Raw genomic sequence first — 14,758 nt, 5'->3', positions numbered from 1 at the left:
CTTCGATACCTACAGGCAAATTTAGCCATATTTCCATCGAAGTTACAAACATCTTAGGCGCGCGCGGCCCAGTCCAGGACCCGCCGGGCCCGCAGCGTGTTCCAACGGCTTGGGCGGCCGTCGCCCTCGTCCAGCGGGAAGTGGATCCGGCCCGGATGGCTGTTCTCCAGCTGCCAGGTTCCGTCAGGCTGCCGCTTGGACTCCACCAGCGCCAGGGCCTCCGCGGTCCTCTCGTCCGGAGCGGCGCCGGCGGCCCGGAAATAGTCCAAGCCGCGGAGCACGTCGTAGTGCCAGCGCACCGGGTAGGAGAACTGCAGCCACGCGGGATCGATCAGTTCCCCGGTGCTCTTGCGCCGCAGCAGGCCCCGCTCCAGCAGGTACTCCTCGCCGCGCTGCCGTGCCGCGGCCACGTCAGGGGACCGGCCACCCGATCGGCCGTACTCCAGCAGCCCCTCCAGCACGTTGATGGTGGTGTCGAACGAGGAACGGGTGGAACCCCGCTCCGCCTCGCAATTCCAGCCGCCGTCGTCGAGTTGTTCAGCCAGCAGTCGCGAGACGATGTCGTCGACGTTCGCGCCGAAATAGGCCCCGAGCGCGACGGCCATCCCGTTGATGCAGGGCTCCACCTCGCCCTCGAAGAAAGGCTGGCCGCCCTCTTCCCAGCGGCTGCACTCCCTGACCCGGCCGACGGCGGTGCGTGCCGGCTCGCTGCCGGGGTCTAGACCGAACTCGCGGAGCAAAAGCAGGCTGTAGGTGGTCGCGGTCCAGGGCTGGCCCGGTTCGGAATTATCGAAGGCCGACGGAAAGTAGGTGCCGCCGTCCCACTGTCCGTCGGAGCCCTGCAGCCGGAGCAGGCGGGCGCCCCAGCCGGAGTCGGAGACGCGGGCGCGCTCCGCACGCACCTCCTCCGCGGACGCGTTCGTGAGGTCGCGCAGGACCTGCCAGCGGAGCGCGGGGTCGGAGTCGAGCAGCCAGTCCAGGACGTCCATCCGGACAAGCTAGCATCACCGGCCTCGGCCGGGGAAGGAGCCCGGCTGCGCCGTCACTCGCCGTCGTCGTCGGACAACCGCCGGAAATCGCGGGACAGGTAGAGCGCCAGCGCGGCCGAATTGCCGCTGTCCACCGTGACCGCCACCCGGTTGCGGCCCAGCTTGTGCAGGGCGTTCAGGCAGTGGGCCAGCAGTTCCTCGGCGAGGCCCTGCCGGCGGTGGTCGGGATGCGTGAACAGTTCGGCGATCTCGCTGTCCCAGTCGACATCACTGCCGGGCACGGGCTCGGTGACGATAATGGCGGCCGCGAGTTGCCCGTCGGGTGCTGCTTTTACCGCCGACGCCTCGGCAAGGTGCCGCCCGCGGGCTCCATCGATCAGGGCGTCGATCCAGCCGACCTCGCGGTCCGCCGGCTGCGGCAGGCTGTCCGCGTACGCCTCCCGGTACATAAGGGAGAGGCCTGGCAGGTCGGTGGCCTGGATCGGCCGTATCGCGGTGCCTGGTCGGGTGCCGTCGGGGGCGCCGGTGGGACCGGTCAGGATGATCAAGGGATTCACGGCGGCCCTGCTCTCTCTAGCGACCTCTTATAACGGGACACCCTGCGGGTATCCCTTCCAGCTTGACCCCGCTTTATTGCAGCCGCATTTCCGGCTGGTGATATCCAGACGTCCGGAAGGCCTGGGATAAGTGAACAGTTCATTGCCGGCCGGGGGTCACTCTGCTTGGCCGACGACGGCGGTGACGAAGCCGGCCGGCGCGCCCCGCCGTCGGCTCTCTTTGCCGAAATTTCGGTGTTCCTCCACGGCCAGGCCGAAGGGCCGGAGAAATTCCCCGGCACGATCCCGTGCCGGGGGAGTGTTGTCGATTCCGAAGTCGAGGGGTTCGCCTGCAAAGGCTGTGGCGGCACGGGCGTAGCGCATGTAGGGCGAGCGGGACGCAAGGGTCTGGGCGGCGAAATAGTCGAAGCTGACCACGCTGCCGGGAGCCGCGCCGGCAATCCGGCGGAGTGTCGACTCGACGGAGCCTCGGTCCAAGTACATGGTGACAGCTTCCCAGAGGAAGAATGCCGGCCGGTCCGGGTCGAAACCGGCAGCCACGAGCTTGTTCCACCAATCCTCCGCCCGAAGGTCGGCAGCCACGTAGCTTGCCTGCTGCGTTGGCAGCCCCGCCCGGTTCAGCATGCCGAGCCTGAAGGCCTGGGTCCTGGGCTTGTCTACCTCGAAGCAGCGCACCTGCTCGGCTCCGTTGAGCCGGAAGGCGCGCGTGTCGAAGCCCGCACCGAGGATGACCAGCTGGTCGACGCCGGGAAGATGCCGTCGGAGGGCAGCATCGAAGAAGCTTGTCCGCGCGGAGTCCTGATGGCTCAACGGAGCCTCACCCTCGTAGGGGTACCGGTAGATCCGGGGAACATAGCCGGTCGCCCGGTGGCCGGCGATCGTCGGGCAGGCCACCAAGCCGAAGCCGGTCCGGGACACATTGGGCATCGCCATCATGAGCCGACTGGCCGGCTCGTCGGCCCTGGTGCCGAGCCGGTGCTGCATGAAACGCGTATAGAGCGACGCCAGCAGGGTGGCCGAGACCCCGGCCCGACGGCTGTACAGCAGCAGCCGGGGCAGTGCCCACAGATAGCCGGCTACCGCGACCGGGAGGAGCGCCAGCTGGACCAGGCGGAAGAGGGCCGCCGCCGCAGGCCCCTGTCTCGGTTCCCGAGGCGGGGCCGGTGGCGGGCCGTCGTGCGTTCCGCGAAGGACCATCAGACGTACATGCCGGCGAGTGCGTCGCGGAGTCTCTCAACCTTGCCGAGCTGGATCATGGCGGGCCTCCCTGGTGTGCCCGACATCCTCCTCCCACGGGCCGTAACCGGCAAGGGGTGGCGGGCCGGGCGTCCGGAGAGCGCAGGCTGAAGCGCTGCCGGGGCGGCGGTTTCCGCGACGGAAACGGTCCGGCGCTACGGAAACAGCCCGGCGCTACGGGAATCCCCGTAGCGCCGGACCGTTTGCGGGTCGTTCGTCCGGAACCGCCGCGCGGAACGGCTCTGCGGAACCGACGTCCGGAACCGCTGCGCGGAACCGCTGCGCGGAACCGCTGCGCGAAACCGCCGTGCGAGTTAGCTCAGGGTCGCGGTGTCGATCACGAAACGGTAGCGCACGTCGGAGGCGAGTACACGCTCGTAGGCTTCGTTGATCTTCTCGGCCGGGATGACCTCGATCTCGGCGCCGAGGTGGTGTTCGGCACAGAAGTCCAGCATCTCCTGGGTCTGGCGGATGCCGCCGATCATGGAACCGGCGAAGGAGCGGCGGCCGCCGATCAGGGCGAACGCGTTCACGGGCAGCGGTTCGGCCGGGGCGCCGACGTTCACCATGGTGCCGTCGAGGCTCAGCAACTGCAGGTAGGAGCTGATGTCGATCGAGGCGCTGACCGTGTTGATGATCAGGTCGAAGCTGCCGGCGAGCTCGGTGAAGGTGTTCTCGTCGCTCGTGGCGAAGTAGTGGTCCGCGCCGAGGCGCAGGCCGTCTTCCTGCTTCTTCAGCGACTGCGAAAGGACCGTGACCTCGGCGCCCATGGCGTGGGCGATCTTGACGGCCATGTGGCCGAGGCCGCCCAGTCCGACGACGGCGACCTTCTTGCCGGGGCCGGCGTTCCAGTGGCGCAGCGGCGAGTAGGTGGTGATGCCTGCGCACAGCAGCGGCGCGGCGACGTCGAGCTCGATGCCCTCGGGGATCCTCACCACGAAGTCTTCGGTGACGACGACGTGGGTGGAGTAGCCGCCCTGCGTGATGGTGCCGTCGCCGTCCACGGCGCCGTAGGTGCCGGTGTTGCCCTTGAGGCAGTACTGCTCCTCGCCGGCCTGGCAGTTGGCGCACTCGCCGCAGGAGTTCACCATGCAGCCGACGCCGACGCGGTCGCCCACGGCGTGCTTGGTGACGGCCGAGCCGACCTCGGTCACGATTCCGGCGATCTCATGGCCGGGGGCGAGGGAGTAGGACTGCGGGCCCCAGTCGCCGCGGACGGTATGGATGTCCGAGTGGCAGATCCCGGCGAACTTGATCTCGATCAGGACATCGTGCGGGCCGACGTCGCGGCGCTCGATGGTGGTGGGGACGAGGTCCTCGGTGGCGGACGGGGCAGCGTAAGCGTTTACGGTAAGCATTCTTCTCCAGTAAGAGTCGGTGCGGTGTCGCGGTCGTCGCGGGGAAGAGGCGGTCCGGGGTTTGGGGGGCGCCCCGGAACCTTTTGGCCCACGATGGCGCGGTGGCCCGAGGGCGTATCGCCCGGAGCCACAGTATGAGCCAACGCCGTGCCCGCGCCGATTGTTCCGAGATGCGCCGGATTTTTTTCGCCGGCTCCTTTTCGGCTCCGTTCTTCGGCTCCGCTGCCGGCGGGTGCCGCTAGCCGGCCATGCCGGGGTGGACGCGGACGAACTCGATCTTGTTTCCCGGATTGACTTTCTTCCTGGGCGCCCGGGAAAAGCCCTTGGCGTCCAGGTTGTTTTGCGCCCGGAACTCGGCGAGCGCGGCGTCGTAGGCAGCATTCAGTTGCTGGCCGGTGAACTCTTCGGTGGAGCCGTCGGCGAAGGTGATGGTGACGGGGGTGCTGGCGGGGAAGTGCCGGTTCATCCGGATGAAGCCGTCAGCGTCCTGCTGGAGATTGATCAATGGGTTCCGCCTTTGCGATTGGGAGTTCCAGTCTTCCTTAGTTTCGTCCACAAAATGCCAGTAGCAGTGGCGGGGGACAATGGAGGCGTGACTTCCACCCCCGCCGCGGGCAACCCGGCCCGCCCTCCTTTCGACCTGGGCTCCATCGGAACCGGGCTGGTCTTTGCCGGGTCCCTGGGCCGGCTCGCTGAGGCCCTGGAGGCGGGATCCCCGGGCGGTGCCGCGGTGGTCGAGGCGCCACCGGGGACGGGAAAGACCACGCTGGTGCCCCCGCTGCTGGCCAACCTTGCCCTGCAGGACGCTGCGCTGCGCGGCGCTGCCGACACGGCCCCGCGGATCGTGGTGACCCAGCCGCGCCGCGTCGCCGCGCGTTCCGCCGCCCGGCGCCTCGCCGCCCTGGACGGCAGCCCGCTGGGCGGACGCGTCGGCTACACCGTCCGCGGCGACCGTCAGGCCGGGCCCGGCACTTGGATCGAATTCGTCACCCCCGGCATCCTGCTGCGCCGCCTGCTCGCGGATCCCGGGCTGGAGGGCACCGATGCGGTGGTGCTCGATGAGGTCCACGAACGCGGGCTGGAGACAGACCTGCTGCTCGGCATGCTCGCCGAAGTCCGCCAGCTGCGCGGCGACCTCACGCTCGTTGCCATGTCCGCCACCCTGGATGCGCCACGTTTCGCCGCCCTGCTGGGGGACGCGGCGTCCGACGGCGGCGGCGCGGCCCCCGTCGTCGGCTGCCCTTCCGCGCTGCACCCGCTGGAGACCCAGTGGGCGCCCGCACCGGTTCCCCGCCTGGACGCCCGCGGCGTGACGCGCACGTTCCTGGACCACGTGGCGGACACAGCCGCGCATGCCCATGCCGCGGCGCTCGCCGCGGGAGAGGACATCGACGCACTGGTTTTCGTTCCGGGTGCCCGGGAGGTCTCCCACGTCGCGGCCAGGTTGCGGAGCCTGGCGGGGGCAGAGGTCCTGGAGCTGCATGGCCAGGTCGGCCCCGCCCTGCAGGACCGCGCCGTGTCCGGCCGCGCCCCGGGGGACCCTGCAAGGATCATCGTCTCCACGGCGCTCGCCGAATCTTCCCTGACGGTTCCGGGGGTACGCCTGGTGGTTGATTCCGGACTCTCCCGCGAACCTCGCCGGGACGCCGGGCGCGGCATGACCGGCTTGGTGACCGTGTCCTGCTCACGTGCCTCGGCCGAACAGCGCGCCGGACGGGCCGCGCGGCTTGGCCCCGGACGGGTGGTCCGGTGTTACGACCAGAAGAGTTTCGGGGCCGCCCCGGCCCACCAGACTCCGGAGATCGCCGTCGCCGACCTGACGGGAGCGGCCCTGGTGCTGGCTTGCTGGGGCTCGCCCGGCGGCCGGGGGCTGGCACTCCCGGACGCACCGCCCGGCGCTGCGATGGAAGAGGCCGTGGAAGTGCTGCGCGAGCTCGGCGCCGTAGGCACCGGCGGACTGGCGACGGAGCTCGGCAAAACGCTGGCCCGGATCCCGGCGGATCCGCGGCTCGCCCGCGCCCTGCTGGATGGCGCTTCCGCCGTCGGGCCCCGCGCCGCGGCGGAGGCCGTCGCCGCCGTCGCCGGCGGGCAGCGCGCCCCCGGTGCGGACCTGCCCGGGCTGCTGAACGCCCTGCGTTCCGGCAACGACCCGGGGTCCCGGCGCTGGGCGGAGGACGTCCGGCGGATGGAATCCCTTGCCCGGCGGTCCGGGCCGCACGCGGACGCCGCACAGCCCGGCCCCGCGCGGCCGGCCGGTGCGGACGGCACCGGATTCGTTGTCGCCCTCGCGTTCCCGGACCGGGTGGCCCGCCGGGTGCCGGGGCCCGGGGAACGCTATCTGCTCTCATCCGGAACCCGGTCCGGGCTCCCGGGCGGCAGCCGGCTGGCCGGCCACGAGTGGCTGGCGGTCGCGGAGGTGTCACGCGCCGACGGGCAGGACGCGGCCGGGACCGGCGCGGTCATCCGGTCAGCCGCGCCGCTTTCGGCGGAGGCCGCGGAGTCGGCGGCGCGGCATTTGCTCAGCGACACGGTGGAGGCAGGATTCGGCCAGGGACGGGTCACCGCGCGCCGGGAGCGCCGGCTGGGCGCTATCGTGCTCTCCTCGACGCCGGTGCGGCCGTCCGCGGCGGAGGGCCGCGCCGCGGTGGCCCGTGCGCTGGAACAATCGGGGCTGCAGACGATCGGCTGGTCGACGGCGGCGGACGCGCTGCGCCGGCGCCTGGCCCTGCTCCACCGCGAACTTGGCGAACCCTGGCCGGACGTCTCCGAACCTGCCCTGCTGGCCCGGCTGGATGAGTGGCTGGCGCCGGAACTGGAAGCCCTCGCCGCAGGTGCTGCGACGAACGGCATCGACCTGGCCGAACCGCTGCGGCGGCTCCTGCCCTGGCCGGAGGCTGCCCGGCTGGGGGAGCTGGCCCCGGAGGCGCTGCAGGTGCCCAGCGGCTCGCGGATCCGCATCGATTACCCCGAAGCGGGAGAGCGCGACGGCGGCCGGCCGGTGGTCGCGGTCAAGCTGCAGGAGTGCTTCGGCTGGGATCAGACGCCGCGGCTGGTCGATGGCCGGGTTCCGGTGCTGTTCCACCTGCTGTCTCCCGCCCGGCGGCCGCTCGCTGTCACCGACGACCTGGCGTCCTTCTGGTCCGGGCCCTACGCACAGGTCCGGGCGGAGATGCGAGGCCGGTATCCCAAGCACCCCTGGCCGGAGGACCCCTGGACCGCGCCCGCCACGGCCAAGGTCAAAAGCAGGATGTGAGGGGCCCGGCAGTGTGCACTTTGGGGGGAAACCGCTACCCGGCTTCGGCGCCCTCCCAGGCAACGTGGACCCAGCGCTGGCCCTCGCCGTCCCAGGATTCCGAATGGCCCAGCAGGGCCAGGTCCTGGAAGCTGACCTCGATCCCGTCGCGCTGAAGCTCGTCGCGGAGTTCGCTCGTGGCCTCACGGACGGCGGAAACAACTGCCTCGGGGTTGTCGGATTCGACGCGCCGGGAGGCTTCATATGGTTTGCTCATGGGCACCATCTTTCAGCCTCGAAGCCGTTATGGGAACCACCGGCTGCAGCGGCAGCTGCGGGCACAGTGCGGATCAGCTGCCGATCAGCCGTTCGCCGTTGGACCAGCAGACCGCGCGCAGCCAGTCGTCGTCGAGCCGTGGCTCCCGGTCGCGGAGCCGTTCGAGTGACTCAAGCTGGTGCGCGTAGGGGTAGGGGATGTTGGGGAAGTCGCTGCCGAGCACGATCCGGTCCCCAAGCTCGGCGAGCCTCGGCAGCAGCCCGGCCGGAAACGGGGCCACTTCCTCGAAGAAGTCGGTAAAGGCCATCGTGGTGTCGAGATGGACGCGCGGATACTTCTCCGCGAGGGCCAGGAACTCGGCGTACTCCGGCGTGCCCAGATGGGCGACGACGGCGGTGAGTCCGGGATGCCGGCGCAGCACGCCCTCGAGCTTGTCCGGCCCGGTGAACCCGGCCCGCGGGACCGGGCCGCTGCCCACGTGCACCACCACGGGGACGGCGGCCTCGGCAAGGAGGCCCCACACCGGGTCCAGGACCGGTTCGCGCAGGTCGAAGCCGCCCACCTGGGCGTGGATCTTGAACACGCGCGCGCCCCGGCTAAGGGCCGATTCGACCTGCCCCAGCACGCCGTCCTCCGGGTAGAACGTGGCGCTAGGCACGCAGTCCGGCTCGGCGGCGGCGAGGTCCAGGGCAAAGTCCGTTAGGTCTGCCGCCATCCCCGGACGGTGGGCGTAGGCGAGTGCGGTGAAGCGGCGGACCCCCAGCTGCCGGAGCTGGGCCAGCCTGCTGTCCTGGTCCGTGCGGTAGGTGATGGGCCAGGGCCTGCCCACCAGAGGTCCGGCCTCGTCGAAGTGCGCCCAGACCCGCCGCAGCATCCGCTCCGGCAGGAAATGCGTGTGAATGTCGATCAGACCCGGCAGCCCCAGCCGCTGACACCAGGCCGGGACGTCGCCGTCGGCCAGCGGTTCCGGCCGGTCGAGGGGCGTGCCGCTCACTCCCGGCCCGTTCACCTGGCATCCTTAACAGCCAGGTCCCCGCTGTGCAGCCGGATGAACTCCGCCACTGCCGGGGCGAGATCTGCCCCGATCTCATCCGCTGCCCGCTTCGCCCCGGCCACGGCGAAGGAATGGTCCCCGCCCTCACGCCACTGCAGCGTCGCCGCCTGGCCGATGCGCTCCACCACGGACTCCAGCAGCCCGCGGGTTGCGAAGGTGTCCCTGGTGCCCTGCAGGAACAGCATCGGCACGGTGAGCCCGTAGAGGTGCTCGTCGCGCAGCTTCTCGGGCTTGCCCGGGGGATGCAGCGGATAGCCGAGGTACACGAGCCCGGCCGCGGGCATGCCTTCCGCGACGGCCATCGATGCCATCCGGCCGCCAAAGGACTTCCCGGCAGCCCAATGCGGCTCGCCCTCGGACCGGGCAGCCGCCGCATCCATCGCCGCCCGCCAGGCCGCGATGGCCAACGGCGGCCGGTCCGGGAACTTCCGGCCGGCCTCGCGGTACGGGAAGTTGAACCGCAGCGTTGCGACGCCGACGTCGTTCAGGGCCCCGGTGAAGCCGCGCAGGAACGGGTGCTCCATTCCGGCTCCCGCGCCGTGGGCCACCACGAGCGTCGCGACGGGGTTGTCGGGGCGGCAGTAGACCCCAGACACCGCGGTGCCCTCGACGTCGATGCTCAGCGGCTGCTCAGCGGCGGCCATGAAGCATTCCGCGCCGCGCGAGCCCGCGCAGTGACAACCCGACGGCGCAGGCCACCGGCGCCATGGCCAGCAGCATGGCGATCGGGTTGGGCCGGAACATGACGCGGCCGCGCGGGTTCCGGGCGTAGACGCCGAGGGGCAGCACGAAGCCGCCGCCCCCGCCGCCGGAGCCCGCTGGGGCTTCGTCCGAGGCAGGGGCGCTGCCGCCGCCGAAGCCGAACGACACCAGCGCCACCGGAATGAGTTCCTCGCCGCCGAGCTGGACGGGGGCTCCGTACGCGCGCGCCACCCCCACGTTTTTGAAAGCGTCCACGAGGGACGTAAATGCCTCAGACATGTCAGCCACCCTAACCACGGGCCGCGGCGAGCACCAGAGCGAGCACCAGAGCGGCCCGCCGGCCGGTGCCGGACTGCGCCCGTCCGGGCCGTCCGGCCCCTGTTCCGGCGCCCCGGTTGCCCATAGATTGGGGCTGGGACAAGCCGCCGGCTGAGAGGAATGAGTCATGTCAACTACCGCTGGAGCCGCACCGCGGCTGGCCGGAGCGCTGGCCATCGTGCTCGGTACCGAGGACATCCCGCTCCGGCTGCGGGCCTGGGACGGCTCGGAAGCCGGACCGGAGGGCGCGCCGCTGCTGGTGGTCCACTCGCGCCGGGCGCTGCGTCGGATCCTCTTCTCGCCCGGCCAGCTCGGCCTGAGCCGGGCGTACGTCGCCGGCGAGATCGAGGCGCCCGGCGACATCTTCGCCAGCTTCACCGCCCTCAGTTCGGCGGGGAAGTTCGCCCAGCCCGGGCCGTTCCGCCGGCCCACGGTCCGCGAACTGGGAGCCCTGGCCGCGGCCGCGGTGCGGCTCGGCGCGCTGGGGCCGAACCCTGCCCCGCCCCCCGAAGAGGCCCGCGTGGCGCGGAAGGGCCGGCGGCATTCCCGGAAGCGCGATGCCGCCGCCATCTCGCACCACTACGACGTCGGCAACAAGTTCTACGCCCTTGTGCTCGGCCCGTCCCTGGTCTACTCCTGCGCGGTCTGGGATACCCCCGAAACGGGCCTGGACGCGGCGCAGGAAGCAAAACTCGATCTGGTCTGCCGCAAACTCGGTCTCCGGCCCGGGATGCGGGTGCTGGACGTCGGCTGCGGCTGGGGCAGCTTCGCCATCCACGCGGCCCAACGCTACGGGGCCGACGTCGTCGGCGTCACGCTCTCCGCCGAGCAGGCCGAACTGGCCCGGAAACGGGTGGCGGAAGCCGGACTGACGGACCGGGTCGAGATCCGGATCCAGGACTACCGGGACGTGGACGACGGTCCCTTCGACGCGATCAGCTCCATCGGCATGTCCGAGCATGTGGGCCGCGAGCAGATCGGGCACTACGTCTCCCGGCTGCACGGGCTGCTTTGCCCCGGCGGCCGGCTGTTGAACCACGCCATCTCCTGGAACGCCGGCCCCACCGACCCGGATCCCGATTCCTTTATCCCGCGCTACGTCTTCCCGGACGGGGAGATGCTCAGCCTGACCGAGATGATCGGCGCCCTGGAAGGCGGAGGCCTGGAAGTGCTCGACGTCGAGGCGCTGCGCCCGCACTACGCGCTGACGCTGCGCGCCTGGGTGCAGAACCTGGAGCGCCACTGGGACGAAGCCGTGGCGGCCAGCAGCCTGGGCCGTGCCCGGGTCTGGCGGCTCTACATGGCGGCCAGTGCGCTGGGATTCGAAGCCGGCACCACGGGCGTGAACCAGGTCCTGGTGCAGCGCGCCGGCGGCGCCGAACCCCCGCTGCGCCGGACCGCCTGGCTTTGATGTCGCCGGCATCCGCCGCCATCGCGGAGGGACTGTCCTCGGCGGAGGCCGCCCGGCGGCTGGCGGCCGACGGCCCGAACGAGCTTCCCACGGCGAAGCCGCGCAACCTCCTGCAGCAGAGCTGGGCCGTGATCCGCCAGCCCATGCTGCTCCTGCTGCTGGGTGCCGGGACCGTGAACTTCGTCCTGGCCGAACTCCTCGACGGCGTGCTGCTGATGTCCTTCGTGGTCGTGGTGATCGGCATTTCCATCTACCAGGAGCGCAAGACCGAGAACGCGCTCGCGGCCCTCCGGGACCTGTCCTCCCCGCGAGCGCTCGTGGTCCGCGACGGAGACCAGCTCCGCATCCCCGGACGCGAGGTGGTGCGCGGGGACCTTGCCGTACTCGCCGAGGGGGACCGGGTGCCGGCCGATGCGGTGCTGCTGGAAGCCCGCAACTTCGCGGCCGACGAATCAGCGCTGACCGGGGAGTCGGTCCCGGTCCGCAAGGCGCCGCAGGGTGGCGCCGCGGCGGAGGCCATGGGCCGGCCGGGCGGGGACGCCACGCCCTGGATCTTCTCCGGCACCCTGGTGGTGAAGGGCCATGGGCTGGCCCTGGTCAAGGCAACGGGGGCGGGCACGGAACTGGGCCGGATCGGCTCGGCCCTGCGCTCGATCGAACAGGAACCGACCCCGCTGCAACGGGAAATCGACCGGCTGGTCCGCTACGTGGCGGCATTGGGCCTGGCCGCCGCCGCCGTCGTCGTGGTGCTGTACGGGCTGAGCCGGGGGAACTGGCTCGAGGGACTGCTGGCCGGCATCGCGACCGCGATGGCGATGCTGCCCGAGGAGTTCCCGGTGGTGCTGACCGTGTTCCTGGCCCTGGGAGCCTGGCGGATGTCGCAAAAGCACGTGCTGACCCGGCGCTCGCCGGTGATCGAAGCCCTGGGCGCGGCGACCGTCATCTGTGTGGACAAAACCGGCACCCTGACTCTGAACAGCATGACCGTGCGCCAGCTGGTGGTCGGTACCCGGAGCTACACCCTCGACGACGGACCGCTGCCGGAGGCCTTCCACACGATCGCCGAGTTTGGCGTCCTCGCCTCCCCGGTGGATCCCTTCGATCCGATGGACAAGGCGTTCAAAGCGGTCGGCGCGAAGTACCTGGGCGACACCGAACACGTGCACGCCGACTGGGAACTGGTCCGGGAATATCCGCTCTCGGAAAGCCTGCTGGCCCTCTCGCACGTCTGGCGTGCCCCGGATGGAAGCCGCTACGTTGTGGCCGCCAAGGGTGCCCCGGAGGCGGTGGCAAGGCTGTGCCGGCTGGGCACGGCCGAGCTCGCGGCCCTGACCATGGAAGTGGAGGCGGCAACCACGGGCGGCCAACGGGTCCTCGCCGTGGCGCGGGCCTCGTTCGACCGGGCCGGAAGCCTGCCGGAGCTCCAGCGCGACTTCGACTTTGAGTATCTGGGCCTGGTGGGTCTGCACGACCCGCTGCGGCCCGGCGCGGCCGACGCCGTGGCGGCCTGTGCGCGGGCAGGGGTCCGAACCGTCATGATCACGGGGGACTACCCCGGGACGGCCCTGGCGATCGCCCGCGAGATCGGCCTGGACCACGGCGCCGGCGTCATCACCGGCCCCGAACTCGAGGCCATGGCGGATGAAGAGCTGGCCCGGCGCATCCGGACCGTCAGCGTGTTCGCGCGGATGGTGCCGGAGCAGAAACTCCGGCTGATCCGCGCCCTCAAGGTCAACGGCGAGGTGGTCGGCATGACCGGCGACGGCGTCAACGACGCGCCCGCCCTGCGCGCGGCGGATATCGGCATCGCCATGGGCGCGCGCGGCACCGACGTCGCCCGCGAATCCGCCGACCTGGTCATCACCGACGACGATTTCAGCTCCATCGCCGGCGGCATCCGCCAGGGCCGCGGCATCTTCGACAACCTCCGCAAGGCCCTGGCGTACACCATCGCCGTCCACGTCCCGATCGTCGGCATGTCCCTGCTGCCGGTCTTCGTCAGTGAGTGGCCGCTGGTGCTGCTGCCGGTCCAGATCGCGTTCCTGGAACTCATCATCGACCCGGCCTGTTCCGTGGTTTTCGAAGCGGAGGAAATCGACCCGGCCATCATGGACCAGCCTCCGCGCCGGGCCGGCCAAGGCATCTTCGGCCGACGGGTCCTGGTCATTGCCGCCTGCCAGGGGCTTTCCGTGCTGGCTGCCGTGGTCTGCGTCTACCTCTGGAGCATCGGCAGCGGAAAGGCGGACGACGTCGTCCGTTCGCTCGCCTTCGCCACCCTCGTCATCGGCAACCTGTCGCTGATCCTGGTGAACCGGTCCTGGCGGCTGCCGGTCTGGCGGACGTTCCGCGAGCGCCGGAACCGGACCCTGAAGTGGGTGGTCGGCGGCGCCGCCCTGTTCCTGGTGGTGCTGCTGAGCGTTCCGGGGCTGCGCGGCGCCTTCGACCTGGGGCCGCTGGCGCCGGGGGACTGGCTGCTGGCGGTCGTGGCCGGTGCCGCCGGCGTGGCCTGGTTCGAGATCTACAAGACCGTCCGGCATCCCTGATGCTTCCGCCGTCTCCTTTTGCTGGACGGCGGCCCGGGGTAGCTTGTGCTCATGGCGAGGGAAGAAACCACGGTCTCCGTTGCGGGACCCGAAGGCAGCAGGGAAATCCGGATCTCAAGTCCCAGCAGGCTGCTGTGGCCTGACGCGGGTTTGAGCAAGCTGGACCTGGCCCATTACATGATCGCCGTCGGGGACGCCTTCCTGGCCGCCAACGGGGGCCGTCCCATCACGCTCCAGCGGTTCTCCGGCGACGTCGACGGCGAACAGTTCTTTTCGAAAAACCCGCCCAAGGGCGCCCCGGACTATGTGCGGGCCGTGGACGTGGTCTATCCGAGCGGCCGCTCCCATCCGCAGCTGGTGATCGATGAGATAGCCGCCGCGGTGTGGGCGGTGCAGATGAACACCGTGGTCTTCCACCCCTGGGCCTCGCGGGCTGCGAACCCGGACAACCCGGACCAACTGCGGATCGACCTTGATCCGCAGCCCGGCACTGGCTTCCGGGATGCCGTGCCCGCGGCCCAGGAACTGCGCAAGGTACTGGCCGAAGCGGGGCTGAGTGCCTTCATCAAGACCTCGGGCAACCGCGGACTGCACGTCTTCGCGCCGATCGAGCCCGCACACGAGTTCCTCGATGTGCGGCACGCCGTGATCGCCGCCGCGCGCGAACTCGAGCGGCAGATGCCGGAGCAGGTGACCACCGCGTGGTGGAAGGAGGAACGCGGCGCCCGGGTCTTCATCGACTTCAATCAGGCCAACCGTGACCGCACCATGGCGGGGGCCTACAGCCCGCGCGCACTGCCCGCCGCCACCGTGTCCTGCCCGCTGGAGTGGGAGGAGCTCGACGGCGCCGACCCGGGCGACTTCACCGTCGCCACCGTCCCCGGCCGGCTCAAGGCCACGGGTGACCCCTGGGCGGACATGCATTCGAGCCCCGGGTCCATAGCGGCGCTGCTTGAATGGTGGGAACGGGACCAGGCCGCTGGCCTCGGCGAGCTTCCGTTCCCACCGGACTTCCCGAAGATGCCGGGCGAACCGCCGCGGGTGCAGCCCAGCCGGGCCAAGAGCAAGGACTAGGGTCTGC

Annotated in this window: 13 protein-coding genes; 4 read left to right on the top strand and 9 right to left on the bottom strand. The window is 70.8% G+C overall.

Going from position 1 to position 14,758, the window contains the following annotated elements:
- Nucleotides 1–53 precede the first annotated feature (53 nt).
- The 5 genes from AC1DNC_RS01595 to AC1DNC_RS01575 form a co-directional block, all read right to left on the bottom strand.
- Complete coding sequence (locus tag AC1DNC_RS01595; protein WP_476860813.1) at nucleotides 54–989, bottom strand: prenyltransferase/squalene oxidase repeat-containing protein; 936 nt, start codon at nucleotides 987–989, stop codon at nucleotides 54–56.
- A gap of 53 nt (nucleotides 990–1,042) precedes the next feature.
- On the bottom strand, nucleotides 1,043–1,546 hold the full coding sequence (locus AC1DNC_RS01590; RefSeq protein ID WP_476860812.1) for an N-acetyltransferase family protein: 504 nt from the start codon (nucleotides 1,544–1,546) through the stop codon (nucleotides 1,043–1,045).
- Between the two features lie 156 nt (nucleotides 1,547–1,702).
- Complete coding sequence (locus AC1DNC_RS01585; RefSeq protein WP_476860811.1) at nucleotides 1,703–2,743, bottom strand: class I SAM-dependent methyltransferase; 1,041 nt, start codon at nucleotides 2,741–2,743, stop codon at nucleotides 1,703–1,705.
- 353 nt (nucleotides 2,744–3,096) lie between these two features.
- A complete protein-coding gene (locus AC1DNC_RS01580) occupies nucleotides 3,097–4,140 on the bottom strand; it encodes an NAD(P)-dependent alcohol dehydrogenase (protein ID WP_476860810.1) in 1,044 nt (347 codons plus the stop codon).
- Between the two features lie 238 nt (nucleotides 4,141–4,378).
- Entirely contained in the window at nucleotides 4,379–4,645 is a 267-nt protein-coding gene (locus AC1DNC_RS01575) for a hypothetical protein (protein WP_476860809.1), read from the bottom strand.
- 54 nt (nucleotides 4,646–4,699) lie between these two features.
- On the opposite strand from AC1DNC_RS01575, the gene hrpB reads away from it, so the two are divergent.
- Nucleotides 4,700–7,393, top strand: a complete 2,694-nt coding sequence (gene hrpB, locus AC1DNC_RS01570; RefSeq protein ID WP_476860808.1) for an ATP-dependent helicase HrpB — start codon at nucleotides 4,700–4,702, stop codon at nucleotides 7,391–7,393.
- Nucleotides 7,394–7,427: 34 nt separating this feature from the next.
- Here hrpB and AC1DNC_RS01565 read toward each other — a convergent pair whose 3' ends face one another.
- The 4 genes from AC1DNC_RS01565 to AC1DNC_RS01550 form a co-directional block, all read right to left on the bottom strand.
- Entirely contained in the window at nucleotides 7,428–7,649 is a 222-nt protein-coding gene (locus tag AC1DNC_RS01565; protein ID WP_476860807.1) for a hypothetical protein, read from the bottom strand.
- A 73-nt stretch (nucleotides 7,650–7,722) separates the two neighbouring features.
- A complete protein-coding gene (locus tag AC1DNC_RS01560) occupies nucleotides 7,723–8,658 on the bottom strand; it encodes an amidohydrolase family protein (protein ID WP_476860806.1) in 936 nt (311 codons plus the stop codon).
- On the bottom strand, nucleotides 8,655–9,347 hold the full coding sequence (locus AC1DNC_RS01555; protein WP_476860805.1) for an alpha/beta hydrolase family protein: 693 nt from the start codon (nucleotides 9,345–9,347) through the stop codon (nucleotides 8,655–8,657). The genes AC1DNC_RS01560 and AC1DNC_RS01555 overlap by 4 nt, the downstream gene beginning before the upstream one ends.
- Nucleotides 9,334–9,684, bottom strand: coding sequence for a hypothetical protein (locus tag AC1DNC_RS01550; RefSeq protein WP_476860804.1), 351 nt, complete (start codon nucleotides 9,682–9,684; stop codon nucleotides 9,334–9,336). Before AC1DNC_RS01550 ends, AC1DNC_RS01555 begins: the two co-directional genes overlap by 14 nt.
- A 166-nt stretch (nucleotides 9,685–9,850) precedes the next feature.
- Between AC1DNC_RS01550 and AC1DNC_RS01545 the strand changes: the two genes are divergently transcribed.
- The 3 genes from AC1DNC_RS01545 to ligD are packed head-to-tail and all read left to right on the top strand — an operon-like array spanning nucleotide 9,851 to nucleotide 14,751.
- Nucleotides 9,851–11,134: a class I SAM-dependent methyltransferase gene (locus AC1DNC_RS01545; protein ID WP_476860803.1), complete on the top strand. Its 1,284-nt coding sequence runs from the start codon at nucleotides 9,851–9,853 to the stop codon at nucleotides 11,132–11,134.
- On the top strand, nucleotides 11,134–13,677 hold the full coding sequence (locus AC1DNC_RS01540; protein ID WP_476860802.1) for a cation-translocating P-type ATPase: 2,544 nt from the start codon (nucleotides 11,134–11,136) through the stop codon (nucleotides 13,675–13,677). The genes AC1DNC_RS01545 and AC1DNC_RS01540 overlap by 1 nt, the downstream gene beginning before the upstream one ends.
- Nucleotides 13,678–13,728: 51 nt before the next feature.
- A complete protein-coding gene (gene ligD, locus AC1DNC_RS01535; protein ID WP_476860801.1) occupies nucleotides 13,729–14,751 on the top strand; it encodes a non-homologous end-joining DNA ligase in 1,023 nt (340 codons plus the stop codon).
- Nucleotides 14,752–14,758: the final 7 nt, after the last annotated feature.

It is taken from the genome of Arthrobacter sp. 01N442, assembly GCF_056399345.1.
This window is presented reverse-complemented; position numbering and strand designations above follow the sequence as displayed.

Bases quoted from the DNA above. Each gene is read 5' to 3' on its own strand.
- AC1DNC_RS01595 (WP_476860813.1), bottom strand. From the start codon at position 989: ATGGACGTCCTGGACTGGCTGCTCGACTCCGACCCCGCGCTCCGCTGG.
- AC1DNC_RS01585 (WP_476860811.1), bottom strand. From the start codon at position 2,743: ATGGTCCTTCGCGGAACGCACGACGGCCCGCCACCGGCCCCGCCTCGG.
- AC1DNC_RS01580 (WP_476860810.1), bottom strand. From the start codon at position 4,140: ATGCTTACCGTAAACGCTTACGCTGCCCCGTCCGCCACCGAGGACCTC.
- hrpB (WP_476860808.1), top strand. From the start codon at position 4,700: ATGCCAGTAGCAGTGGCGGGGGACAATGGAGGCGTGACTTCCACCCCC.
- AC1DNC_RS01565 (WP_476860807.1), bottom strand. From the start codon at position 7,649: ATGAGCAAACCATATGAAGCCTCCCGGCGCGTCGAATCCGACAACCCC.
- AC1DNC_RS01555 (WP_476860805.1), bottom strand. From the start codon at position 9,347: ATGGCCGCCGCTGAGCAGCCGCTGAGCATCGACGTCGAGGGCACCGCG.
- AC1DNC_RS01550 (WP_476860804.1), bottom strand. From the start codon at position 9,684: ATGTCTGAGGCATTTACGTCCCTCGTGGACGCTTTCAAAAACGTGGGG.
- AC1DNC_RS01545 (WP_476860803.1), top strand. From the start codon at position 9,851: ATGTCAACTACCGCTGGAGCCGCACCGCGGCTGGCCGGAGCGCTGGCC.
- AC1DNC_RS01540 (WP_476860802.1), top strand. From the start codon at position 11,134: ATGTCGCCGGCATCCGCCGCCATCGCGGAGGGACTGTCCTCGGCGGAG.
- ligD (WP_476860801.1), top strand. From the start codon at position 13,729: ATGGCGAGGGAAGAAACCACGGTCTCCGTTGCGGGACCCGAAGGCAGC.